This is a genomic window from Trueperaceae bacterium (assembly GCA_036381595.1).
Classification (GTDB): domain Bacteria; phylum Deinococcota; class Deinococci; order Deinococcales; family Trueperaceae; genus DASVCN01.
The window spans coordinates 150,382-173,682 of record DASVCN010000020.1; the positions used below are offsets into that span (position 1 = coordinate 150,382).

General features: G+C 65.8%; 21 protein-coding genes. 17 read left to right on the top strand and 4 right to left on the bottom strand.

The annotated features are described in order from the left end of the window. Positions 1-41: 41 nt before the first annotated feature. Positions 42-1,091 (bottom strand): aldo/keto reductase, encoded by a 1,050-nt coding sequence (locus tag VF168_05825; GenBank protein ID HEX7003684.1) that lies wholly within the window; start codon positions 1,089-1,091, stop codon positions 42-44. 164 nt (positions 1,092-1,255) lie between these two features. Between VF168_05825 and VF168_05830 the strand changes: the two genes are divergently transcribed. The 6 genes from VF168_05830 to VF168_05855 all read left to right on the top strand — a co-directional run bounded on the left by VF168_05830 (position 1,256) and on the right by VF168_05855 (position 6,258). Continuing rightward, positions 1,256-2,101: a transporter substrate-binding domain-containing protein gene (locus VF168_05830; protein HEX7003685.1), complete on the top strand. Its 846-nt coding sequence runs from the start codon at positions 1,256-1,258 to the stop codon at positions 2,099-2,101. A gap of 97 nt (positions 2,102-2,198) precedes the next feature. Continuing rightward, positions 2,199-2,888: an amino acid ABC transporter permease gene (locus tag VF168_05835; protein ID HEX7003686.1), complete on the top strand. Its 690-nt coding sequence runs from the start codon at positions 2,199-2,201 to the stop codon at positions 2,886-2,888. Further along, entirely contained in the window at positions 2,885-3,535 is a 651-nt protein-coding gene (locus tag VF168_05840; protein ID HEX7003687.1) for an amino acid ABC transporter permease, read from the top strand. Before VF168_05835 ends, VF168_05840 begins: the two co-directional genes overlap by 4 nt. Then, the gene (locus VF168_05845) at positions 3,522-4,256 is read left to right on the top strand and encodes an amino acid ABC transporter ATP-binding protein (protein ID HEX7003688.1); all 735 of its coding nucleotides are present in this window, start codon (positions 3,522-3,524) and stop codon (positions 4,254-4,256) included. The genes VF168_05840 and VF168_05845 overlap by 14 nt, the downstream gene beginning before the upstream one ends. 10 nt (positions 4,257-4,266) lie before the next feature. After that, entirely contained in the window at positions 4,267-5,298 is a 1,032-nt protein-coding gene (locus VF168_05850) for a LacI family DNA-binding transcriptional regulator (GenBank protein HEX7003689.1), read from the top strand. Positions 5,299-5,307: 9 nt separating this feature from the next. Further along, the gene (locus VF168_05855; protein HEX7003690.1) at positions 5,308-6,258 is read left to right on the top strand and encodes a 2-hydroxyacid dehydrogenase; all 951 of its coding nucleotides are present in this window, start codon (positions 5,308-5,310) and stop codon (positions 6,256-6,258) included. A 487-nt stretch (positions 6,259-6,745) separates the two neighbouring features. On the opposite strand, the gene VF168_05860 is transcribed toward VF168_05855, so the two are convergent. Both VF168_05860 and VF168_05865 read right to left on the bottom strand, forming a co-directional pair. Further along, entirely contained in the window at positions 6,746-7,135 is a 390-nt protein-coding gene (locus VF168_05860; protein ID HEX7003691.1) for a type II toxin-antitoxin system VapC family toxin, read from the bottom strand. After that, complete coding sequence (locus VF168_05865) at positions 7,132-7,401, bottom strand: type II toxin-antitoxin system VapB family antitoxin (GenBank protein HEX7003692.1); 270 nt, start codon at positions 7,399-7,401, stop codon at positions 7,132-7,134. The genes VF168_05860 and VF168_05865 overlap by 4 nt, the downstream gene beginning before the upstream one ends. A gap of 370 nt (positions 7,402-7,771) precedes the next feature. Between VF168_05865 and VF168_05870 the strand changes: the two genes are divergently transcribed. From VF168_05870 to VF168_05920, 11 genes are all read left to right on the top strand, one after another. Next, entirely contained in the window at positions 7,772-8,536 is a 765-nt protein-coding gene (locus VF168_05870) for a GntR family transcriptional regulator (GenBank protein ID HEX7003693.1), read from the top strand. A 62-nt stretch (positions 8,537-8,598) separates the two neighbouring features. Then, on the top strand, positions 8,599-9,753 hold the full coding sequence (locus VF168_05875) for an FAD-dependent oxidoreductase (GenBank protein ID HEX7003694.1): 1,155 nt from the start codon (positions 8,599-8,601) through the stop codon (positions 9,751-9,753). A gap of 495 nt (positions 9,754-10,248) precedes the next feature. After that, the gene (locus tag VF168_05880; GenBank protein ID HEX7003695.1) at positions 10,249-12,207 is read left to right on the top strand and encodes an ABC transporter substrate-binding protein; all 1,959 of its coding nucleotides are present in this window, start codon (positions 10,249-10,251) and stop codon (positions 12,205-12,207) included. Positions 12,208-12,290: 83 nt separating this feature from the next. Then, positions 12,291-13,286 (top strand): ABC transporter permease, encoded by a 996-nt coding sequence (locus tag VF168_05885; protein HEX7003696.1) that lies wholly within the window; start codon positions 12,291-12,293, stop codon positions 13,284-13,286. Further along, a complete protein-coding gene (locus VF168_05890; GenBank protein ID HEX7003697.1) occupies positions 13,283-14,431 on the top strand; it encodes an ABC transporter permease in 1,149 nt (382 codons plus the stop codon). The genes VF168_05885 and VF168_05890 overlap by 4 nt, the downstream gene beginning before the upstream one ends. Next, positions 14,428-15,423, top strand: a complete 996-nt coding sequence (locus VF168_05895; protein HEX7003698.1) for an ABC transporter ATP-binding protein — start codon at positions 14,428-14,430, stop codon at positions 15,421-15,423. The genes VF168_05890 and VF168_05895 overlap by 4 nt, the downstream gene beginning before the upstream one ends. Positions 15,424-15,472: 49 nt before the next feature. Next, positions 15,473-16,528, top strand: a complete 1,056-nt coding sequence (locus tag VF168_05900) for an oligopeptide/dipeptide ABC transporter ATP-binding protein (protein ID HEX7003699.1) — start codon at positions 15,473-15,475, stop codon at positions 16,526-16,528. Next, positions 16,525-17,685 carry an FAD-dependent oxidoreductase gene (locus tag VF168_05905; protein HEX7003700.1) on the top strand — a complete coding sequence of 387 codons (1,161 nt, stop codon included), beginning with the start codon at positions 16,525-16,527 and terminating at the stop codon, positions 17,683-17,685. Before VF168_05900 ends, VF168_05905 begins: the two co-directional genes overlap by 4 nt. Next, the gene (locus VF168_05910) at positions 17,679-19,172 is read left to right on the top strand and encodes an FGGY family carbohydrate kinase (GenBank protein HEX7003701.1); all 1,494 of its coding nucleotides are present in this window, start codon (positions 17,679-17,681) and stop codon (positions 19,170-19,172) included. Before VF168_05905 ends, VF168_05910 begins: the two co-directional genes overlap by 7 nt. A gap of 1 nt (position 19,173) precedes the next feature. Further along, positions 19,174-19,962, top strand: coding sequence for an alkaline phosphatase family protein (locus tag VF168_05915; protein ID HEX7003702.1), 789 nt, complete (start codon positions 19,174-19,176; stop codon positions 19,960-19,962). Further along, positions 19,959-20,741 carry an inositol monophosphatase family protein gene (locus VF168_05920; protein HEX7003703.1) on the top strand — a complete coding sequence of 261 codons (783 nt, stop codon included), beginning with the start codon at positions 19,959-19,961 and terminating at the stop codon, positions 20,739-20,741. The genes VF168_05915 and VF168_05920 overlap by 4 nt, the downstream gene beginning before the upstream one ends. A gap of 115 nt (positions 20,742-20,856) precedes the next feature. Here VF168_05920 and VF168_05925 read toward each other — a convergent pair. Beyond that, the coding region (locus tag VF168_05925; GenBank protein ID HEX7003704.1) for a tetratricopeptide repeat protein at positions 20,857-23,301 on the bottom strand (2,445 nt) is incomplete at its 5' end.

The window sequence follows — 23,301 nt, forward strand, 5'->3', positions numbered from 1 at the left end:
GTCCCGAGAGCCCGACCCGCTTCTGTGAGACCCTGCGGTATCTAGCGGAACCGCGACTCCGCCAGCCACATGTCCGGATCGCTGCCCACCTGCTGCTTGAGCTCATCGGTGATCGCGGTCATCTGTTCGAACAACTCGGCGGGAGCGTCGACGTCGGCTGCCGGTGCGTTCTGCCTAACCTGTTCTGGCGTTCGCGCGCCCACGAGGACGGAGGTGACCGCAGGCTGCCGCAGCAGCCAGGCGACGGCCAGCTGAGCAAGGGGGTAGCCAGCCTCTTCTGCCAACTCCTTCAAGCGGGAGATCGTTTCGAACGTCTCGCTTTCGAGTCCCGGCTGGCCATGCTTGCTGAGGGGGCGGTCCTTCGAGTAGAGCTTGGTCCTGGCGCGTCCTTCGGGGACGTCGTCGGCGGTCGGGAACTTGCCGGTGAGCAACCCCTGCATCAGAGAGCTGTAGGTGAGCACTCCTACGTTCTCCTCAGCGCACATCGGGATCAGCTCGAACTCGACGGCGCGCCACAGCAGGTTGTAGGGAAGCTGATTCGTCTCGGGGTGAACGTGCTCCAGGAAGTCGGTCAGGTCTCGAACGCCGAAGTTGCTCACCCCGACCGCACGCACCTTGCCCTCCCTCTTGAGCTCCTCGAGCGCCCCGATCGTCTCCTCCATCGGCACCTGCCAGTTCGGCCAGTGCACCTGATAGAGGTCGATGTAATCGGTCCGGAGTCGCCGGAGACTCCGCTCGCACGCTTCACGGACCTGCTTCGACCCGAGGTGGTCGGGGCTGACCTTGGTAGCTATCACGGTCTCATCGCGGCGGCCGGCGAGGACACGACCCAGCAACTCCTCCGAGAACCCGTCACCGTACGCCTCGGCTGTATCGAAGAAGTTGATGCCGGCGTCGAGGGCAGCCTCAATGGTCGCGATCGAGTCATCCTCGCGCTGATCCCCCCATGTCATTCCGCCCTCGAACACGTAACATCCCAGGCAGATCGTCGAAACGTCGATATCGGTCGTGCCGAGTTTCCTGTACTGCAAAGCCGTCTCCTCCTGGTCATGGAGCGGAACGCTCTGTACGGCAGAGTAACCAACAGGCACCGGAACTGTGTACGAGAACAGGCGGACCCCGCTTGACGGTCCGGCTGCATGCCCCATATGGTTGCCTTAGACCGGTCCAAATATCACGATTCGCCTGTCGCAACCTCGCGGTCGAGGCCCGAACCCGCGTCTTTACTTAGACCGGTCCAAGACTTGGAGACCGAATGCGGGAAACTGTGCCGCCAGGTGCGTTCGAGAGGAGCTACATGCGCTCACGGATAATGCAAGGCATCGGAAGAAAACTTCTCGCTCTCGCCCTGGTACTGCTGGCCGGCGCTTCACTCGTCGAAGCCCAGACGGTCGACGAGATCCTCGACGCCGGCCGCGTGAGAATCGGCGTGGTGACCGGGGTGCCGCCTTTCGGCAGCATCAACGCTGCGGGTGAGGTCATCGGCTACGACGTCGATGTCGCCAATCTGATCGGCGAGTACCTGGGGGTGCCCGTCGAGATCGTCGGCCTCACCCCGCCCGCCCGCATCCCGGCGTTGCAGGCCGGGAGAGTCGACATACTGGTAGCTACCCTGGGCCCCACGCCCCAGCGCGCCCAGTCGGTGATGTTCACCATGCCGTACAGCGCCTTCCTCATGACCATCGTCGCTCCGGTCGATGCCGACTACGAGGGCCTCGAGGACCTTGCGGGCGTTAGCGTCGGAGTCCCGCGAGGGAGCCCTCAGGACGTGCAGCTCAGCCGTCTGGCAGTCGAGGGCACCGACATTCAGCGCTTCCAGGACGACGCTACCGCCGCCCAGGCCATGTTCAGCGGCCAGGTCGACGCTATTGCCATCCCCAACATCACGGCCAACTCGATCCTCGAACAGCGAGGCGAGGAAGGTTATGAGATCAAGTTCGCCTTCGCTCAGCAGCCGAACTCGATGACGGTCCGCAAGGACGCCTTCGAGTTGCACCAGTGGCTGAACAACTTCATCTATTGGGTCAAGCTGAACGGCCAGCTCGACGAGATCAGCCAGAAGTGGATCGGCGAGCCGCTGCCCGAACTGCCCGTTTTCTAGTCACCACCGGCTGCGGACGATCCCATGTCCGCAGCCCCACTATCTGATGACTACTTCTTCCTCCAGAGCTGACCTCCCACCCGAGTAGAGGGCGACCGTGTACAACTTCAGCTTCCGGCCCGTCATCGCCAACTTCGATCTGCTGCTCTCCGGCGCGCTCCTCACCCTGGGCGTGACGGTCGCCGCGATCGTCCTCGGGTTCGTGCTGGGAGTGCTGTGCGCGGTCGCCCGCGCGATCGGCCCCAGACCGCTGGCGGCGATCGTCGCTGGATATGTCGAGGCGATCCGCAACACCCCCTTCCTCGTTCAGCTCTTCATCGTCTATTTCGGACTCCCGGCCATCGGCATCCAGCTCACGGCGCTGCAGGCGGGGATTATCGCCATGGTGATCAACCTCGGCGCCTACTCTGCCGAGATCATCCGCGCCGGCATCGAGTCGATCCACCGGCTCCAACTCGAGGCGGCATCTGCCCTGGGCATGACCAGGTGGCAGATGATGCGTCACGTCGTGTTGCCGCCAGCCATCGAGAACGTCTATCCGGCGCTCACCAGCCAGTTCATCCTGATGATGCTGGCTTCCAGCCTGCTTTCTGCGATCGCACTCAATGAGCTGGCCGGCCGAGCGGTGACCCTCGAGTCGCTCACCTTCCGCAGCTTCGAGATCTACTCGGTGGTCGCGCTCCTCTACATAGCGCTTACCCTCCTCTTCAAGGGACTCTTCCGCGCTATCGGCTACATGTCGTTCCGGCGCTGGCGGCGCCTGGGGCAGTCGGGGGCAGCAAGATGATCACCGACTTCGGACTGCCCGCCTTCTGGCTCCTCGTCAAGGCCACCCGCTGGACCATCTACCTGTCGCTCATCGCATTCGTGGCCGGCGGGATGGCCGGATTCATCGTGGCGCTCCTGCGTACCAGCCGCTCGGCCATCGTCAGGAACATCGTCGCCGTCTACATCCAGATCATCCAGGGCACCCCGGTGCTGATCCTGCTGTTCATGGCCTTCTACGGGCTGGCGCTGTTCGGCATCAGGCTCGGGCCGCTGGTTGCCGCCACCATCGCCCTGATGGTCTACAGCTCCGCCTACCTGGGTGAGATCTGGCGCGGTTGCATCGAGGCGATACCGAGGGCACAGTGGGAGGCGTCGGAGTCGCTCGCGTTCACCCGCTGGCAGGTGCTCCGCCACGTGATACTTCCGCAGGCGTTCCGGATATCGCTGCCCCCCACCGTCGGTTTCCTGGTCCAGCTCATCAAGCAGACCTCGGTTGCTTCGCTGATAAGCCTGATCGAGCTGACCCGCTCGGCGCAGCTGATAAGCAACGCAACTTTCGAGCCGCTCAAGACCTACCTGGCGGCGGCGGCGATCTATTTCGTCATCTGCTTCGTGCTGTCCCGTTACAGCCAGACCTTGGAGAGAAGGTTGAATGTCAGTCGCTAAGGCACAGAACGTCGTGAAACGCTTCGGGAAGCTGACCGTCCTCTCCGACGTCTCGTTCGAAGTCGACCGCGGCCAGGTCGTAGCCATCATCGGACGCAGCGGTTCGGGCAAGAGCACGATGCTGCGCTGCCTCAACGGCCTCGAATCGATCGACGGCGGGAAGCTCGAAGTCCTCGAACAGGATCTTCCCTGTCCGCCGCGCCAGCTTCGGGCGCTCAGGGAGAAGGTGGGCATGGTCTTCCAGAGCTACAACCTCTTCCCTCACAAGACGGTAATGGAGAACGTGACGCTGGCGCAGCGCATCGTCAAGAAGACGCCCAAGCGCGAAGCCCAGGAGGTCGCCCTCGAGGTCCTGGAGCAGGTTGGCCTGGCCGAGAAGCGCGACGCCCTGCCCGACCAGCTCTCAGGCGGGCAGCAGCAGCGGGTGGCGATAGCCCGCTCCCTTGCCATCAAGCCGCAGTTGATGCTGTTCGACGAAGTCACCTCTGCCCTCGACCCGCAACTCACCGGCGAAGTGCTCAAGGTTATCGAGTCGCTGGCGCGGAGGGGCATGACCATGATCCTCGTAACGCACGAGATGGGCTTCGCCAAGGGAGTGGCCGACGAGATCCTGTTCATGCACCAGGGCAAGATCTGGGAGCAGGGACCGCCAAGCGAGCTGCTGGGGTCACCACGGACCGAGGAGCTCAAGGTTTTCCTGGGCGCCGGCGAACTGAAGTAGGCCGGCTCCGGTGAGCGACAGGACCAGACGCAAGGTAGTCACGCTCGATGACCTGGCACGGCACGCCGGGGTCTCGCGCTCGACAGTGTCGCTGGTGCTGCGCGGCAGTCTGCTCCCCGCCGCCACCACCCGCGAGCGTGTCCTCGAGGCGGTGAAGGCGCTCGGTTACGTGTACAACCGGGGCGCCGCGTCCCTGCGCTCCAGGCAGACGATGGTCGTAGGCATGGTCGTGGGGGACATCGCCAACCCGTTCTTCGCCGACATGGTCGCCGGCGCCCAGAGCACCCTCGACGAGGCTGACCGGGTGCTGCTGCTCGTCGACACCAGCGAATCGCACGACTCGCAAGAACGTTACATCGCGAGACTGCGCGAGCACGGGGTAGACGGACTGCTGGTGTGCGCCGCGCCGGGAACTGAAGCCGCGCACCTGGAGCGGATCCGCAGCTCGGGAACGCCCATCGTCGAGGTGCTGAGGCGAGTGGAGGATAGCCGCGGAGACTTCGTGGGAATCGACTTCGAGGCTGCCAGCATCAGGGCGACCGAGCACCTGATCGAGCTGGGCCACCGCCGGATAGCGTTCATAGGCGGCGACCTGCCCCACTCTGCCGTTCGTGAGCGCCACGCTGGGTTCGCATCGGCGTTGTCGCGACACGGGCTCGAGCCCGGGCCCATCGTCGCCTGCCCGGTGACAAGGCAGGCGGGCTACGAGGCGGCTTCCCGGTTGTTGCAAGGGCCGGAACCACCAACCGCCGCGGTCGCCTACAGCGACCGAGTCGCCTTCGGAGTGATGGCCGCGGCCCACGACCGAGGCCTTCGGGTTGGACGGGACTTCGCGCTGGTGGGATTCGATGATCTCGAACAGGCGGACGTCTCTCGGCCCACCCTTACCTCGATCGCCACCCGACCGCAGGCGGTGGGCAGAGAAGCCGCCCGGGTGCTGGTCGACAGGATGCAGAATCCGGACCGGCCGTCGGTAGAACGGTTGATCCAGACCGAGTTGATGGTCCGTCAGAGCAGCGCACCCCCCGAAGCCGATAGTTAGGAAGTGAAGATGAAACCCGAAATCCTGGTGATCAAGCAGATGGCGCCGGCGGAAACCATGGCCGCTCTGGAAGAATCGTTCGAGTGTCACCACCTGTGGCGGGTGCCTGCGGCGGAGCGGGAGAAGTTCGTCTCCGAAGTTGCGCAGGGAGTACGCGGCGTTGCTACCACGGGAGGAGACGGGATCTCCCGCAATCTGATGGAACGCCTTCCCAACCTGGAGATAGTCGCCGTATACGGCGTGGGAGTCGACGCCGTCGACCTCGACGCAGCCCGCGAGCTGGGAGTAGAGGTCAGCAATACGCCCGACGTACTCACGGAGGACGTCGCCGACCTAGCCGTAACTCTGCTGCTCGCGGCGTCACGGTCGCTATGTCGGCTGGACGGCCACGTCCGCTCGGGCGACTGGGAAGAGGGCGTGCCGCTGGCGATGCCGCGGAGCGTGCGCGGCAAGACCGCCGGGATCTTGGGGCTCGGCCGCATCGGGCGAGCGGTGGCGTCGCGTCTATCGGCGTTCGGGATGAACGTCCGCTACTACCAGCCGCGGCCGAAGGAGGATGCGCCGGTACCGCGGGTGGAAAGTCTGCTGGAGCTGGCTCGGATGAGCGACTATCTCGTGGTGTGCGCGCCGGCGCGTCCGGAGACGCTGCGCGTCGTCGATGCCTCCGTGTTGGAGGCGCTCGGTTCCTCCGGCGTACTGGTCAACATCGCGCGGGGATCACTCGTGGACGAGTCGGCGTTGATCGACGCTTTGCGAGACGGCCGGCTGGGCGGGGCGGCGCTGGATGTTTTCGCGGACGAGCCTCACGTCCCCGAGGAGTTGCGGAAGCTGGAGAACGTGATACTCACCCCACACATCGGGAGCTTCACCTTCGAGACTCGGCAGGCGATGGGAAGGCTGGTGGTCGAGAACCTGAAGGCGCACTTCGAGGGGAGGGGGTTGGTGACGCCGGTCGATTGAAGTATCGAGGGTATCGAGCGGAGGTTTCGGCGTCTGAACGTGCCAGTGGTCCTGCCGCCGAACGTAGGTAGCCTTGGCGACCGGTATCTCGAACTTCTCTCCAGCTGGCCGCCGCCACGCTTGGCGCACTTCGAAGATCTCCACGCTCTGCCCCCCGATACGGTACGCAGGTCCAACTCATCTCTGATTTCCGGCGGGGGACGCATTCGTACGAGAAAGGTCGCCAAGGACCGAGCGACGCGCTCGATTCGGAGTCGGTCAGCGCCATGAGGACCAAGTGCGAAAGCTCCGACGTGTGGCTGGTCCGCGGCGTGCTCGACCATATTCATTCCCATGGAGGCTGATCCTCTACTTCGATATTTCATGAAATATCGAAGCGCAAGCGCGATATTTCAGCCGACCCTCGCCCCGCTAGGCGTCCATGCTCGCCACTCGCGTCCACGGTTCGAAGCGCACACACTCGTCGAGCAGCGGCAATTTCGTATCGTCAGTAACTTACGAACTCGAGGTCGGTCTCGGCAAAGTCACTCCCTACGAAAAGCAGCGGCAGTCGTGACAGCTTCGCTACCGAGTAGGCGAGACAGTCGCCGAAGTTCAGGCCTGCCTTGTGCCTGCCCTTCCCGTACCTCTCGTACGCGCGCACTGCCTGGCTCCAGTGGTCCCCTCCGAACGTCACCGTTTCTACGGCGAACTCCTGCACGAACCGGTGAAGCTTGGCCGACTCGAACCCGTAGCGGTTCCCAAGGACGATCCCCGTCTCCGCAAGAGTCGGCGCGCCGCAGCCGATGGTCGCTGCCCCTTCGAGGGCATTCAGCAACCGATCCCACTCAGGTTCCCGGACGAGAATTGCGATTATCGCGCTGGAGTCGAGAATCATACGCCGTCAGGCCCGAAGCCCAGGATGGCTTCTTCCTCCTCCTTGCTCAGGTGGCGGCCCAGCTGCCCTTCTGGCACATACGGCCAGATTTCCGATTCGAGGAACTCGATCCACCTATCTCGCTTGCCCACTCTGATTCCAGCCGACAGGCTGGCCTTCCGTAGTTCGAGCGCCTTCCTTATCGCTTCGGTCTTGTTCTCACCAGTTGCTTCCGCCAGTTCGCTGGCGAGCCGCTCCACCTCAGGGTTCTTTATGTTAAGCGCCACGATTCCTCCTGGTGTAAGTATACCAGAAGGGTAGATGGGTAGAGGGGCCGATCCAGCTAATCGGCTCGCCGGGTGCGAACGAGCAGGACAGCCAGATGGGCGCTCGTCGAACTCCCTCGAGTCCTATGCGCGTCACTTCAACGCCGTGGAGCTAGAGAGCCCGTTCTACAACATCCCGAGTCGCGGACGCTCTCGGGCATCCGCTCGACCACCTCGGTCAGGGGTGGGACGGCCGTAGTACCCCTTGACGGCGTCCACTCCTTGCCCTTCCGACTCCTCTCACGGACGTTGACGAGCCCCGCCGGCGTTGGCTATCATTCGGCTTCGAACTGGCCCATACCAATTTCCCATACGGGGAAGGATCTCGAGTTTGTCCCAACCTGAATCAGACGGAAGCAACGAGGCGACCAGCAAGGAGCACGCGTCGCCGTTCCGCCAGGTGGCCCAGCGTATCGCCGAGCAGATCTCGGCCGGCGAGCTGTCACCGGGAACCCGCATCCCCGCCGAGCGCAAGCTCGCCGAGGAGTACGCCATCTCCCGTATGACGGCCAGGGCGGCCGTCGAGCATCTTGCTCAGCAAGGTCTAGTCGAGCGGAAGGACCGGTCCGGCACCTATGTCGCCCAGCCGAAGGTGAGACTCGACCTCTCCGTAGCGGCTGGCCTGAGCGATCAGTTTCGGGGAGTAGGGATAGTGCCGGGTGCGAAGTTGATCGTGGCACGAACCTTGCCGGGAGGTTCGGTAGCCAAGGAGGTCTCGAACGCGCTGGACCTCCGGGAGGACGACCTGATACACGAACTCAGGCGCCAGCGCACCGGGAACGGTGAGTCGCTGGTGCTCGAGGAGTCGTACTTCCCGGCATCCCGCTTCCCCGGACTGCTGGACCACGACCTTACCGGATACTCGATCTACCACCTTCTGCAAGAGGAGTACGGCCAGAGTCTGCACCGGTTCAGGCAGGAGCTCGAACTGGTGCAACTCGACGCCGAACGAGCCCAGGTGCTCGAGACACGGCCAGACGTGATGTCGTTCAGAGTCACCAGAACTGTCTGGAACTCGGAGGGTGCGGCGGTCGAGTTCGCTCGGGACTTCTACCGGGCCGACAGGGTGGTGTTCACGACCGCAGCTACCAAGTAACCGCGACGGCGCCGGCGATCGACCATTGTCCGGGCCGGGCCCATGAGGCCGGGAGGTCGAATATGGAGCAGTTCGACGTGGTGATCGTTGGTTCAGGACTCGTCGGCGCCGCCGTCGCCTGGGAACTCTCGCGGGCCGGAGTGCGTACAGCAGTGCTCGAAGCTAGCAACGAGATCGCCGCCGGTGCCAGCCGCTCGAACTCCGGCCTGCTCTGCACCGGCTTCGACTCCGAGCCTGGCACACTGGAGACCGAGATGATCCTCGAGCAGGGGCGGCGCTGGCGCCCGGTGTTCGACTCGCTGGGAATCCCCTACCGCATCCCCGGCGCCCTCGTACTGGCGCACGATGAAGCCCAGGAGGCGCGGCTTCCTGCGCTGGCGCGGAACGCCAGCCAGAACGGCGTGGAGACGACGCTGCTCGACAGGGCGGAAGTAGCCAGGCGGGAGCCTGGCGTTCGGGCACGAGCGGCCCTGCTGGTACCCGCTGAAGCGATAACCGACCCGTACGAGGTGGTGCGCGGGCTGCTGTCCCAGACGCCCGAGGTACGGCTGGAGTGGCCGGTGCGCGAGGTGAGCAGCGTGAACGGTGGCGCCGAGGTTGCCGGACCTGCGGGCCGGATCGCTGCTCGCTTCGTGATCAACTGCGCCGGCCTCTATGCCGACGAGGTCGCCGCCGACGGCGCCTTCCAGATCACTCCACGACGTGGCGAGTTCCTGGCGTTCGGCGAGGGCTCGGCGGAGCGGATCAGGCATATCCTGCTGCCGGTCCCCAGCGGTCGCACCAAGGGTGTTCTCCTCTTCCCCACTGTTCACGGTCGTCTGTGCGCCGGTCCCAGCGCAATAGACCAGGTCGACAAAGAGGATTGGCGGCCGAGGGCGAACGAGCTCAGCCGGATCCGCGCCCGTGCCGCGGAGATCCTCCCCGAACTCGCTTCGGTAAAGCCTGTGGCAGCCTGGGCCGGACTCCGACCGGTCGGGCATCCGCGTAACTACTACGTCGGCTGGTCGAGCCGCGTCCCGTCGATGCTCAGCATCGCCGGCATCCGCTCGACCGGCCTCTCGTCCTGCCTCGGCCTCTCCAGCCTGGCTCTACGACTGCTCGAGGAACGAGGACTGGAATCACGCGGGCGAGAACTTCGCCCGCTCACGCCTGCGGCAGAGTCGATGCCGGTTCCCTGGTGGGAGCGGCTTAACCGGCTGAGGAACTGGAGCGGCTGATCAGCGTGAGCGTGCGGACTGGTCTCGTGCTGGGCACACGCTGCTCCCACCACGTGCCAATCGCTCAGGCCGCCGTCTGACCGTGCGCCGCGCTCGCGCAGGGTCGTGAGAGCTGAACCTGGGAGTCGATGGACCGGGCGCCGGCCACCACCGGGCGACCAAGCTTGACAACTCCCAAGTACTTGTCTAGACTCTGGCCTATACCAATTTTCTGCTGCCGGTGAACCCGCGAACTCTGAGAGCGGGGAGTCCTAGTTCAGAAAGGATGTCAACCCAAGCCCGCCCGCAACTCCTCGCCTGGTGCGCGGAACGCCGATGGCATCTCCTCGAACCCACGAGCCGCCCGGCACCGGTCGCGACACGCTCCCTGTCAGCCGCCTCCTTAGGTGAGACCGGCACCCGGAACAGCACCGGGACGTAAGGAGAGACGACGTGCTCGAACCATCCTCAAGGACACCCTCGCTCCGTAGGTCATCGCTCGCCCTGTTGTTCACGATGGCCGCGACGATCCTCGTCAGCGCCGTCGCGCAGCAGTGCCCCACGGTCTCCGATCCGCAGGGCCTGATAAGCGAGTGGCCACAGCAGCTCGAGCTGGCGGAGTTCGAGGCGCAGACCGAAGAGTCGCTCGCGTTCAGCGAGAATCCACTCTTCGCCGATGCCGTGGCGGCAGGAGAGCTGCCACCGGCGGAGGACCGCCTTCCCGCCGAGCCCCTCGTCGTCCTGCCCTATGACGACTGCGGCAGCTACGGAGGTACGCTCCGCGGTACCTCGCGCGCTCCGGAGTCGGGCACGTCGGAACTGCTCAGCTGGCGTCAGGTGAACCTCGTACGCATGAGTGACGACCTGAGCACCATCGTTCCCAACGTCGCCAAGTCGTGGTCGTGGAACGAGGATCTCAGCTCGATAACCTTCGTCCTGCGGGAAGGCCATCGCTGGTCGGACGGCGAACCGTTCACCGCCGACGACGTGGTGTTCTACATCGAGGACATCATCAAGAACGAAGAGCTCCACCCCACCGTGCCCGATCCCTGGCTCGTCGCCGGGGAACCGGTGGTGGTCGAGAAGATCGACGACCTCACCTTCACCTTCCACTTCGCAGCGCCCGCCCCCGGCCTCCTTCACTACTTCGCCACCGGCGGCTCCTACTTCGCGCCATACGCCCCGGCCCACTACTACGAACCGCTGCACATCGCCTACAACGAGAACGCCGACGAAGAAGCCAGGGAGGCCGGATTCGACGGCTGGGCACAACGTTTCGACCAGGCCTGGGACGAATGGAAGGACGCCGAGGTGCTGGCGCCCGACGCCGTCAACCGTCCCACCCTCGAGAGCCACCTGCTCGAGGTCGACGCCAACACCCAGCAGAGGGTCTTCGTAGCCAACCCCTACTACTTCAAGATCGACACGATGGGCCAGCAACTTCCCTACATCGACCGTCATCACGAGCGCTTCCTCGACGCAGAGCTGAACCTGCTGGCGATCCTCAACGGGGAGGTCGACGAGAAGGCACAGGGCGTCGCCTTCGCCGACTACCCCCTGCTCAAGGAGGGGGAGGCAGAAGGCGGCTACACGCTGCGGACACCTCCTGGTGCCGTCGGCAGCTTCATAGCGTTCAACATCACCCATCCCGACCCGGCCCTGCGCGAGATCTACAGCGACGTCCGCTTCAGGCAGGCGATGTCGCTCGCCATAGACCGGGAGGAGATCAACCAGACGCTCTACTTCGGGCTTGGCACCCCGATGCAGGCGCTGCCGCCGGAGTCCCCCTTCACCACCGATGAAGACGAGTCGTACATGATCGACTACGACCCGGAGCGGGCGAACGCCCTGCTCGACGAGATGGGGCTCGAGCGGGGCGCCAACGGCATGCGGATGAGGCCCGACGGACGCCCCCTGCAGATCCTGTGGGAGTACTCCACCCAGTTCGCAAGCTCGAACCTGGTTCAACTAGTCAGCGACTACTGGCGCGACGTGGGCGTGGCCGTGCAGGTTAGGGAAGTCACCAGCGCCCTTACCCGGGAGAAGGCCTGGAACAACCAGAACGACATCAACATGGAGTGGGACGCGCCGTTCGAGCCCAACATGATCAGCCAGATCGACACTTACGTGCCCCCCTACACCCAGACGGGCCCGCTCTTCGGTGTGCCCTGGGTCAACTGGCGGAACAGCGGCGGAGCCGAGGGTGAGGAGCCACCCGACTGGGCCAAGCGCCTCTTCGAGCTGGCGGAGGAGTGGCGCACGGTCGAACCGGGCAGCGAGCGCTACATGGAGATCGGCCGTGAGATGGTGGATATCAACCTCGAGAACCTCACCATCATCGGCCTCGTCTCCCGGCTTCCGGGCCCAACGGTGGTCTCGAACAGATTGCGCAACGTAACAGAATGGCCCGTCCAGCACTACAACTGGGGACGCACTTACCCGGTGCGAGTCGATCAGTGGTATTTCGGCGACTGACGACGAGTCCAGCGGCTGGAGGGGATTACCTCCCCCTCCAGCCCATTCCACGCCTGCTAGTTGCGGGCTGAGGGGAAACAAGGATGCGCGGTCTTCGCTTCGTAGGCTGGCGGCTGCTGTCGATGGCCGGAACCCTGCTGGCGGTGTCGGTGGTGGCGTTCGTCATCATCCAGCTGCCACCCGGTGACTTCGCCGACGCCTACGTCGCCCAGAAGAGTCAGGCGGGCGGCGCCTTCAGCCGGACCGACCTCGCCAACCTGCGCCACTCCCTGGGGCTCGACCGGCCCTGGCACGAGCAGTACCTCTCCTGGATGAGCGGCATACTCCTGAGGTTCGACTTCGGTTACTCCTGGGAGTGGCAGCGACCGGTCACCGAGCTCATCGCCAGCCGCATGCCGCTCACCCTGCTGCTCGCCTTCTCGACCCTGCTCTTCATGTACGGGGTAGCTCTTCCCATCGGCATCTACTCGGCCGTGCGGCAGTACTCGGTGGCCGACTACAGCTTCTCGCTGCTCGGCTACATCGGGCTCGCCACACCCAACTTCCTGCTCGCCCTCATCCTCATGTACTTCGGGCAGCAGTGGTTCGGCCAGAGCGTGGGTGGCCTCTTCTTACCAGAGTACGTAGGGCAACCGTGGAGCTGGGCCCGGTTCCTCGACCTGCTGGCCCACCTGTGGGTACCGGTAGTCGTCCTCGGAACCGCCGGGACCGCCTTCCTCGTTCGCTCGATGCGGGCGGTCCTCCTCGACGAGCTCGACAAGATGTACGTCCTGTCGGCCAAGGCCGGGGGGATCGCGCCGCTGCGACTGCTCATCAGGTACCCGGTGAGGCTGGCCCTCATCCCGATAGTCGCCACCCTGGGCTGGCGTCTCACCTACGTGATATCGGGCGCCCCGATCGTGGGTGTGGTCCTGGGCCTGCCCGATACCGGGCCCCTCTTCCTCAAGTCGCTGCTCAATCAGGACATGCAACTCGCCGGCGCCCTGGTGTTCATCTTCTGCGCCCTCACCATCATCGGAACCTTCGTGTCCGACCTGCTCCTCGCCCTGCTCGATCCCCGCATAAAGCTCTCGGCATGAAGACCGTCGCCGCTCCCCGCTTCCTGCACCGGCCCAAGGGTCGCCTGCGGAGCTACGACAGCGCCAGCCAGTGGCAACTGGTCTGGTGGCGCTTCAAACGTCACCGGCTCGCCATGCTGGGCCTCGCCGTACTCGGCCTCATGGTTCTTGCAGGGTTGTTCTCCGGCTTCATCGCGCCGTACGCCTCCGGGACTCGCACCGCGGACTACCTCAACGGTCCCCCGACGCCGATCCGCTTCGTCGACAGCGAGGGCAGGTTTCATTTGCGCCCCTTCATCTACGGGCGCAAGATAGAGCGCGACCCGGTCACGTTGCGCCTACTGACCACACCGGACTTCGACCAGATCGTGCCCATCGAATTCTTCGTCCACGGCCAGGAGTACGAGTTCTGGGGACTCTTCCCCACGAACCTGCACCTGTTCGGCACCGACTCCGTCACGATCCATCTCTTCGGCACCGACAGCATCGGACGAGACCTCTTCTCCCGGACCCTGTACTCGACCCGGGTCTCCCTCTCGGTCGGAGCGGTGGGTGTATTGATCGCCTTCATCCTCGGATCGATAATCGGCGGCATCGCAGGACTCTACGGGGGCCTGATCGACAGCGTCATCATGCGGCTGATCGAATTCATCCGGTCGGTACCGACCCTGCCGCTGTGGATGGCGCTCAGTGCCGCCGTGCCGCGGACCTGGACTCCCCTGCAGACCTATCTTGCGATCACCGTGATCCTGGCGCTCATCGGCTGGACGTGGCTGGCCCGGACCATCAGGAGCAAGCTGCTGGCGGTGCGTAACGAGGAGTTCGTGATCGCCGCCCGCCTCTCGGGCTGCACCGATGCCCGAATCATCGGCCGTCATCTGCTGCCCTCGTTCATGAGCTATCTGATCGTCGATATGACCATCGCCTTCCCCGAGATCCTGCTGGCCGAGACCGCCCTCAGCTTCCTTGGCCTGGGACTGCGCGAGCCGGTCGAGAGCTGGGGGGTCCTCCTCTTCGCCGCCCAGAACGTGCGCTCCATCGCTCACACGCCCTGGCTCCTGATACCCGGCATCTTCGTCGTCCTCGCCGTGCTCGCCTTCAGCTTCGTGGGCGACGGCCTGCGGGACGCCGCCGACCCTCACGCCAAGGGGGGCAGCGTTCGATGACCGGCGAGCCGCTCCTTCGGGTGGAGGATCTCACCGTCGCGCTGCGCGTCGACGCCGGCCTGGTGGCGCTGATCGACAGCGTCAGTTTCAGCCTCGATTCCGGCCGGGTCCTCGCCCTCGTCGGCGAGAGCGGCTCGGGCAAGAGCGTTACCGCCCTCTCGCTCATGCGCCTCCTGCCCAACGCCATGAGGATCCACGAGGGCAGCATCAACTTCCGCTCCCGGCGCGCCGGCACTGTCGACCTTGCGGCGCTGCGACCGTACGGAAGGGAGATGCGCAGCATCCGCGGAAGCGAGATCGGCATGATCTTCCAGGAGCCGATGGCATCCTTCTCGCCGGTGCACACGATCGGCGAGCACATAGCAGACGTTCTGCGCGCGCACACCGACCTGAACTCCAAAGCGGTACGGGAGCGCGCCATCGAGATGCTTGACAGGGTGCAGATAGCCGACCCGCGGCGCGCCGTGGACCGCTACCCGCACGAGTTCTCGGGCGGCATGCGGCAACGGGCGATGATCGCCAAGGCCCTCTGCTGCGGCCCCGCCCTGCTGATAGCCGATGAACCGACTACCGCGCTCGACGTCACTATCCAGGCCCAGGTGCTGGAGCTGATGCTCGAGTTGCAGACCGAGTTCGAGATGGCGATCATCTTCATCACTCACGACCTGGGCGTGGTCGCTCAGATCGCCGACGAGGTGGCCGTGATGTACACCGGAAAGTTGATCGAGCAGGGGGACAAACGAGCAGTCTTCCGGCAGCCCGCCCATCCCTACACCCGGGAACTGCTGGCGGCGACGCCGCGGCTGGGACGCAACGGAGCGGCGGAACTGAGGACCATCCGGGGCAACGTACCCGGTCTGCTCGACCTTCCTTCGGGCTGTACCTTCCACCCGCGTTGCGACTCGTTCATCCACGGGTGCTGCGAACTTCACGAACCCGAGGACCGCTACCTGAGCGAGGAACACCGCGTGAGCTGCCACCTCTATGACTGAGCGGCCCACTACCGAACCTGCGGGGATCCGAGTCGGGAGTAGCGGCTCAGTGCTCGAGCCGGGTAAGAGTTCCGGCGGCGTCCTCCTGGAAGTCTCGAACCTGACCGTGGAGTTCCCTACAGGCCGCGGACAACGCGGCGAATCGAAGCGCCTGCTGCGGGCGGTAGATGGGGTGAGCCTCACCATCGAACGTGGCGAGACGCTCGGCCTGGTAGGCGAGAGCGGCTCCGGCAAGACCACCTTCGGCAGGGCGCTGCTGCGAGTGGTACCGGCGACGCAGGGAAGGGTCAGGTACTTCACCGGTGACGGCCGCTCCATCGAGGTGCTCGAGCTCGACAGGCGGGGCCTTCGGGGGGTGTGGCGCGAGATGCAGATGATCTTCCAGGATCCCTACTCCTCGCTCAACCCCCGCATGACGGTGGCGGACATCATCGGTGAACCGCTCGTCGCCAACCGACTGGCGAAGGGAGCGAGGCTGAGCGAGAAGGTGCGCGATATCGCCATTCGCTGCGGCCTCTCGCCGGAGCACCTGGGCCGGCATCCGCATGCCTTCAGCGGCGGCCAGCGGCAGCGCATAGCCATCGCCCGCTCGCTCGTGCTCGAGCCGTCGTTCGTGGTTTGCGACGAGGCCGTGTCGTCTCTCGACGTCTCGATCCAGTCGCAGATACTCAACCTCCTCTCGGAGTTGCAGCGAGATCTGGGCTTCACCTACCTGTTCATCGCCCACGACCTGTCGGTGGTGTCGCAGGTGAGCGACAGGGTCGCGGTCATGTACCTGGGCAGGATCGTCGAAATCGGTCCCACCGAGGCCATCTTCCGTTCCCCCAGGCACCCCTACACGGAGGCCCTCCTCTCCGCCATCCCAATGGCCGACCCCGATACCCCCATGAAGCCGCGACTGCTCACCGGTGAACTGCCCGACCCCGCCGACCCGCCCTCGGGCTGCCCCTTCCGAACCCGCTGCCGCTTCGCGGTGGAGCGGTGCGCCACTGAGCGCCCCGAGCTCGTCGAGGTGGGTCCGAAGCAGGCAGTCGCCTGCCACTTCTTCGACCAGTTCGACCTGCAAGGGGCGATAGATCATGCGCCCGGGAGTTCACCCCTATGACAACCGAGCACTTCGATGTGGCGGTGGTAGGCGCCGGCCTGGTAGGGGCGGCGATCGCGCACGAGCTAGCTCGGGCAGGCGCTTCCACCCTGGTGCTGGAGGCCGGCCCCGAACCGGCGCCGGGGGCGAGTCGCTCGAACTCCGGCATCCTCCACACCGGCTTCGACTCCCCGCCCGGCACTCTGGAGACGGAGTTGATCCTGGAGCAGGGGCGGCTGTGGCGGCCCCTCTTCGACGAGTTGGGCATCCCCTACCGGGAAACCGGCGCGCTGCTGGTGGCGTCGGACGAGGAGCAGTTGGAGCGCCTGCCCGGCATAGCCGAGAACGCCGAGCGCAACGGCGTCGAAGTGCGCCTGTTGAACGAACAGCAGACCCGGCAGCTGGAGCCGGGGGCGGCCGCCAAAGGCAGCCTGCTGGTTCCAGGTGAGGCGATAACCGATCCCTTCGAGGTCACCCGCCGACTGCTCTGCACCGGAGCCGTGAGCAGATACGGCTGGCGAGTGCAACGGGTGGTAGAGGGTCCGGCGGGGGCCGAGGTCGATGGGGAGCGCGGCCGGATCTCGGCCGGCTTCGTGATCAACTGCGCCGGGCTCTACGGCGACGAGGTTTCGGGCGACGACAGCTTCAACATCACCGCGCGGCGCGGCGAGTTCGTCGTTTTCGCGAAAGGGAGTGCGTCCCTGGTCGAGCACATCCTGCTGCCGGTACCATCCCCCTACAGCAAGGGAGTCCTGGTCTTCCCCACGATCTACGGCTACCTGTGCGCCGGCCCCAGCGCCATAGACCAGGACGACAAGGAAGACTGGCGACCCCGGCGCGACTGCCTCGAGGAGGTGCGCCAGCGGGCCGGCAATCTGTTCCCACCACTGCTCGAGCTCGACCGGGTGAACGCCTGGGCGGGCTTGCGGCCGGTAGGGCAGCCGCGCAACTACATCATCGAGTGGTCCCGGTCGACTCCGTCGCTGCTCAACGTGGCGGCGATCCGCTCGACCGGTCTCTCGGCCTGCCTCGGGATCGCCCGCCATGTCCTGGCGATGCTGCGTGAGCGCGGTCTAGAAGTCAAACCTTCGGTGAGCAGGACGGAGATACCGGACCTGGAGCCGGAACCGTGGTGGGAGCGGCTCAACTCACTTAGGAACGTGGGGACGCCGTGCTGATAGGCATCGACCAGGGCACTACCGGCACCACCTGCCTCGCCCTCAGCGACGACTTGACGCCGTTGGCCCGGGCTTACCGCGACCTTCCGAACCGCTTCCCACGCCCCGGCTGGGTCGAACAGGAGCCCGAAGAGATCCTGGCCACTGTGGTGGAAACGGTCGCCGAAGTTCTGCAGGTGGCGGGCGGGGAGGAGGTGCGAGCCGCAGGCCTGGCCAACCAGGGCGAGACGGTGGTGGCCTGGGACCGCTCGACCGGGGAGGCGCTGGGGCCGGCGATCGTCTGGTCTGACAGGCGCTCCTCTACGGTGGTGGACGCGCTGGAGCGAGCCGGGAAGGGCCAGGCGATCAGTGAGTTGAGCGGCTTGCGGCTCGACGCCTACTTCTCGGCATCGAAACTTAGTTGGCTGCTCAGACACGACCGCAGGGTGCAGGCCGCGCGCGAGGCGGGCTCGCTGCTGCTGGGAACACTCGACGCCTGGATCGGCTGGCGACTCGCCGGGCGAACGCACCTGACCGATCACTCGACCGCCTCGCGCACCCAGCTCCTCGGTCCCGGCGGGGACGACTGGGACGACGAGCTGCTCGACCACTTCGGAGTGCCGCGCGAGGCGCTCCCGAGCGTCCGGACATCGCTGGGTGCCCGCGGCGAGCTCGAACACCCCTCCTGGGGCAGGCCCCTGCCCTGGACCGCCAGCCTCGTCGACCAGCCGGCGGCGTTGGCCGGCAACGCCTGTTTCGCGGAGGGCGAGACCAAGGTCACCTACGGCACCGGCTGCTTCGCCCTGGCCAACGCCGGCGGCACACCACCCACCCCGCCTGCCGGACTCCTGCCCATAACCGCCTGGAGCGAGGCCGACGATCGGGTCTACGCGGTCGAGGGGGGCGCCTTCACCGCCGGCACCGCCATCAACTGGCTGATCCAGGTTGGTCTGCTGGCCGCCCCAGGCGAGACCGCCGACCTGGCCGAGAGCGTCGAAGACGCGGGAGACGTCCGGTTCCTGCCTGCCTTGAGCGGGCTGGGAGCACCCTGGTGGCAGCAGGAAGCCGCCGGCGCATTCGCCGGCCTGAGCAGCGGCACCACCAGAGCACATCTGGTGCGGGCGGTGCTCGACTCGATCGCACTGCGGGTCCGGGACATCCTCGAAGCCGCCTGGAGCGCGGGGATTCGGAAACCGGTAGCTGGCCTCCGGGTCGACGGCGGCCTCACCTCCAACCGTTACCTGATGCAGCGACAGGCCGATCTGCTCGGACTCCCGCTGCTTCTCTCCCCCAACCGTGAGGCCACGGCACTGGGGGCGGCGGCGATGGCCGGTATCGCCGCGGGCCTGTTCGGCAGGGACGAGGTCCGCGAGGCCGTCGCCGCCCCTGTTCGCATCGAGCCCCGCTCCTCGGCAAGAGAGCGGGACGCGGAGTACTACGAATGGCTCGATTGGGTAGAGCGAGCCTGCCAGCTTACCGAGCGCACAGCTCGAGTTGAGGAGCGATAAGATGCCCAGAGTCCTTTACATCAGTTCGGATGGCATGCGCCCGGACGCCATCTCGGCCGCCCGTGCCGACAACCTGCTCTCTCTCATGAGCCGGGGAGCCTACACGCTGGGCGCCTGCTCGGTCATGCCCTCGGTGAGCCTCCCCTGTCACATGAGCATCTTCCACAGCGTGCCCCCGCAGCGGCATGGCATCGTCCAGAACACCTTCACTCCCATGGCGCGGCCGGTGCCGGGACTCATCGACGTGCTGCAGGAGGCCGGCCGCAAGTGCTGCAGCTTCTACTCATGGGAACCGCTCCGGGACGTCAGTCGACCGGGACGGCTGGCCGTCTCGTCACTGATCGCCTACCGGCGCAACCCTGAGGAGGCCGACGATCTGGTGGTGCGAGCGGCCTTGCCGCACCTCAGCTCGGGCGACTTCGACTTCGCCTTCCTCTATCTTGCGACGATGGACGAGGTGGGCCACGACCACGGCTGGATGAGCGAGCGCTACCTAGAACAGGTGGCGCATGCCGACCGCCTCATCGGGGAAGTCGTGGAGAGCCTGCCTTCCGACACTGTCGTGCTGGTCCACAGCGACCACGGTGGTCACGGCAGGACGCACGGTACCGACGCGGCAGAGGACATGAACATCCCCTGGATAATCGCCGGCCCCGGGATAAGACGAGATCACCGGATCGAGAGTTCGGTGAGCCTGCTCGACACCGCGCCCACGATCGCCGCGATCCTGGGCGTGGAACCCGCCGAGTCGTGGGAGGGACGCGCGGTCGACGAGATCTTCCTGCCGTGAGCGAGCCGCTCTCGTGTTACCTCGACTTCGCGATCCAGACGGCGTACGAGGCAGGCAGACTGACACTCGGATACTTCCAGACCGACCTGCGAACGGAGTTCAAGAGCGACGACAGCCCGGTCACAGTGGCCGACCGGCGTGCCGAGGAGCTGATCAGGGCGCGGATCGAGTTTCGGTTCCCGACCCACGCCATGCTGGGCGAGGAGTATGGCGACAAGGTCGCAGAGGGAGCGACACACCGCTGGATCATCGATCCGATAGACGGCACCAAGGCGTTCATGCGAGGCGTGCCGCTATACGGGGTGCTCCTGGGTCTCGAGATCGAGGGGGCGTGCGCCGTGGGGGTCGCCTACTTCCCGGCGCTGGATGAGATGCTCTCGGCGGCCAGCGGACTAGGCTGCCACTGGAACGGCCGGCCCACCCGCGTTTCCAATACCGAGTCGCTCAGCCGGGGCATCGTCTCATGCACCGACAACGGCTCCTTCCGTCGCCACGGCGTTAGCAGGAGTTGGGAAGCGATCCAGGACGCCAGCTACCACCGGGTGGGATGGTCGGACGCCTACGGCCACCTGCTGGTAGCGACCGGTCGCATCGAACTGATGATCGAGCCCTCGGTGAAGCCGTGGGACTGCGGTCCGTTCCCGGTCATCCTGCGCGAAGCCGGAGGCTACTTCGGCGACTGGCAAGGCAGCGAGACCATCTACTCGAAACGGGTGCTGAGCACCAGCCGGAGGCTGCTGCCCGAGGTGCTCGGGCTCGTCGCGGCGGAGGGTTCCTAGCCGCTGGGCTTCCTTCCGCGAGCGGTCCCCGTGCGCCTTCGCCGGCGCGCCCGCGCCTAGCAGGCGGATGATCGAGCTCGCAGCGCGAGAGGCCAAGCGCTCTTTCGCGTGAGCATCAACCATCACCCTCCTCGTCACCGAGCGCGATCTTCAGCGCCCGGTCCAGGGTGAGCTCGCGGCCGGCCTGTAAGGCCGACTCGAGCTCATGATGCGGCAGGTTCTCGCGAAGACGAGCGAGGGTGTCTTCCAGCTCTTCCTCCTCGGCGTTGTCGAGCGCTTTCCCGGTCGTCCGGCGCAAGGTCTCGGCCGCCCCCAGCAGTAGCGCGGCCCGTTTCGGACTCCCCAGCGCCGCTTCTACCGTTGCCAGACCGGCGAGGCTGTCATCGAGAAGCCTTCGGCCGCCAAGCTCCCGCTCCAGTTCGATACTCTGACGGAACCAACTTCGCGCCACCTGGTAGTGGCGCTGTTTCGAGGTCACGAAACCCAGGTTGCAGAGCGCGATGACGACCCCCTCGAGGTCGTTGACCCGGCGCCTGATATCGAGGCTCCTCCGGTAGAGGTCGTGAGCCTGCTCCAGCTCGCCGCGCCTCTCGGCCGTGAGCCCGAGGTTGCTCAGGGTGCTGGCGACGCCCTGATCGTCACCCAGCCGTTCGCGGATCTCCAGGCTCCGGCAGTAGTATTCCGCGGCGGCTTCCAGGTCTCCTTCACGACGGATGACGTTGGCGAGGTTGTTCAGCACCATCGCCACGCCCTGCTCGTCTCCTTGGGCCCGGCGCAGTTCGAGACTCTCCAGGTAGAAGCCCTTGGCCGCCTCGTTGTCGCCCTCCAGGAACGCCAACGAGGCCGCGCCGTTGAGCGCCTCCGAACGTTCCGAAAGCAGCTCGCCGGCAGGTGCGGCCGCGAGCATCGCTTCCAGCCAACGCCTCCCTTCGCGGAACTGACCCCACTGCCGCCAGTAGCCCCAGAGGCGGCGGACCAGACCGAGTCCCAGGCCGGCGTCGTTCTCCTCGGCCCAGGTCAACGCGGCCCTGAGGTTGTCCTGCTCGCGGCGCAACAGTTCCGCCCAGTAGGATTGGTCCTCTTCCCAGCGGCGGATGAGTGCCTCTCTGACCCGTTCGAGGTAGTACTCGGCGTGGAGCCGGCCCGCCCGAGCCAGGTCACTCGGACGTCCAGTAAGCTTCGAGAGCGCGAACTCCCGGACGAGCGGATGGAACTCCAACCTCGCGTCGTTGCTCCTACGAAGGAGCGACTTGCTGACGAGCGAATCGAGCGACCGTTCATCTGCTCCTGCCAGCTCGGCAGCGGCATGAGCCGTGAATCCTCCGGCGCAAACGGCCAGACGTTCGAGAGAACTTCTTTCGGCCTCCGACAGTAGCCTCCACGAGTGATCGAAGACGGCGAGCACGCTTCGGAACCGCTCCGGCAGGTCCCGAGCATCGCTGCCGAGCGCCTCGATACCGTGAGAGATCGAATCGGCGATCTCGGCGGCGGTCATCCTCCAGCGGCCCGAAGCCGCCAGTTCGATCGCCAGGGGATGGCCTTCCACCAGCCGGCAAATCCGGGCGACAGCTGCCGCCTCGTCGGGGGATTCCGCTGGGCTGACACCTACCCGATCGCTCGTCTGGGCGAAGAGCAGTTCAGCATCGGTCAACGTTCCAGCCTCTCGGGCGACCTCGGAGAGTGGGAAGTCCAGCCCGTTCAGACCTACCAGCCACTCACGCTTCAGGTTCAGGCGGGAACGGCTGGTGACGAGGATCTTCAGACCGGGCGCCCCGTCCAGGAGCGTTACCAGCAGGTCGGTCCCGACCTCCACCAACTGCTCGAAGTTGTCGAGCAGGAGCAGAGTTTCGCGCGCCTGCAGCTCTTCGACGAGCGACTCCTCGGGATCGGCCCCGGTCCGCTGCTCGACCTCCAACGCCGCCATCAGCGCCTCGAGCAGCCCGTCACGGTCGTGGACCGCCACGAGCGGAACGAAGCAGACCCCTTCGAGAAACTCCCCGGTGAGTCCACGGGCCAGTTCCAGCGCCAGGCGGGACTTGCCTACTCCGCCGGTTCCGCTGATGGTGATGAGGCGGCACTCGGGCCGGGCGAGCAGGCCGCGAAGCTTCGAGAGCTCGGCCTCCCGCCCCACCAGCTTCGAATCCAGCAGCGGGAGCCGAGCCGCAGGGCGCTGACGGGCCGCGATGATCCGGTCACGCAGGCGCTTCGTTGGCAATGTGGGCTCCACGCCCAGTTCGCGCTCGAGTACGCTTCTGCAACTCTCGTACTGCTGCAGCGCCGCCTCGAACTGCCCCTGCCGAGCGTGCAGCCGCATCACCAGTCGCTGCGACGACTCGTGCCAGGGTTCGAGCGCCAGCAGTCGCAGCGCCTGATCGAGGGCGCCGGCGTGGTCCCCCTCTTGCAGCTTCCGCTCGGACGACGCCCGGTGGCACTCGCGGGCGTGCTGGCGCAGCCGCTCCCGCTCGACGAGCATCCACTCCTCGAAAGCGGGCGCATCCGGCAGCCGGAAGCCGGACATGAAGTCCCCTCGGTAGAGCCGGGCCGCTTCGTCGTACGAACC

Bases quoted from the DNA above. Each gene is read 5' to 3' on its own strand.
- VF168_05830 (HEX7003685.1), top strand. From the start codon at position 1,256: ATGCGGGAAACTGTGCCGCCAGGTGCGTTCGAGAGGAGCTACATGCGC.
- VF168_05840 (HEX7003687.1), top strand. From the start codon at position 2,885: ATGATCACCGACTTCGGACTGCCCGCCTTCTGGCTCCTCGTCAAGGCC.
- VF168_05845 (HEX7003688.1), top strand. From the start codon at position 3,522: ATGTCAGTCGCTAAGGCACAGAACGTCGTGAAACGCTTCGGGAAGCTG.
- VF168_05855 (HEX7003690.1), top strand. From the start codon at position 5,308: ATGAAACCCGAAATCCTGGTGATCAAGCAGATGGCGCCGGCGGAAACC.
- VF168_05860 (HEX7003691.1), bottom strand. From the start codon at position 7,135: ATGATTCTCGACTCCAGCGCGATAATCGCAATTCTCGTCCGGGAACCT.
- VF168_05875 (HEX7003694.1), top strand. From the start codon at position 8,599: ATGGAGCAGTTCGACGTGGTGATCGTTGGTTCAGGACTCGTCGGCGCC.
- VF168_05880 (HEX7003695.1), top strand. From the start codon at position 10,249: ATGGCCGCGACGATCCTCGTCAGCGCCGTCGCGCAGCAGTGCCCCACG.
- VF168_05885 (HEX7003696.1), top strand. From the start codon at position 12,291: ATGCGCGGTCTTCGCTTCGTAGGCTGGCGGCTGCTGTCGATGGCCGGA.
- VF168_05890 (HEX7003697.1), top strand. From the start codon at position 13,283: ATGAAGACCGTCGCCGCTCCCCGCTTCCTGCACCGGCCCAAGGGTCGC.
- VF168_05895 (HEX7003698.1), top strand. From the start codon at position 14,428: ATGACCGGCGAGCCGCTCCTTCGGGTGGAGGATCTCACCGTCGCGCTG.
- VF168_05905 (HEX7003700.1), top strand. From the start codon at position 16,525: ATGACAACCGAGCACTTCGATGTGGCGGTGGTAGGCGCCGGCCTGGTA.
- VF168_05915 (HEX7003702.1), top strand. From the start codon at position 19,174: ATGCCCAGAGTCCTTTACATCAGTTCGGATGGCATGCGCCCGGACGCC.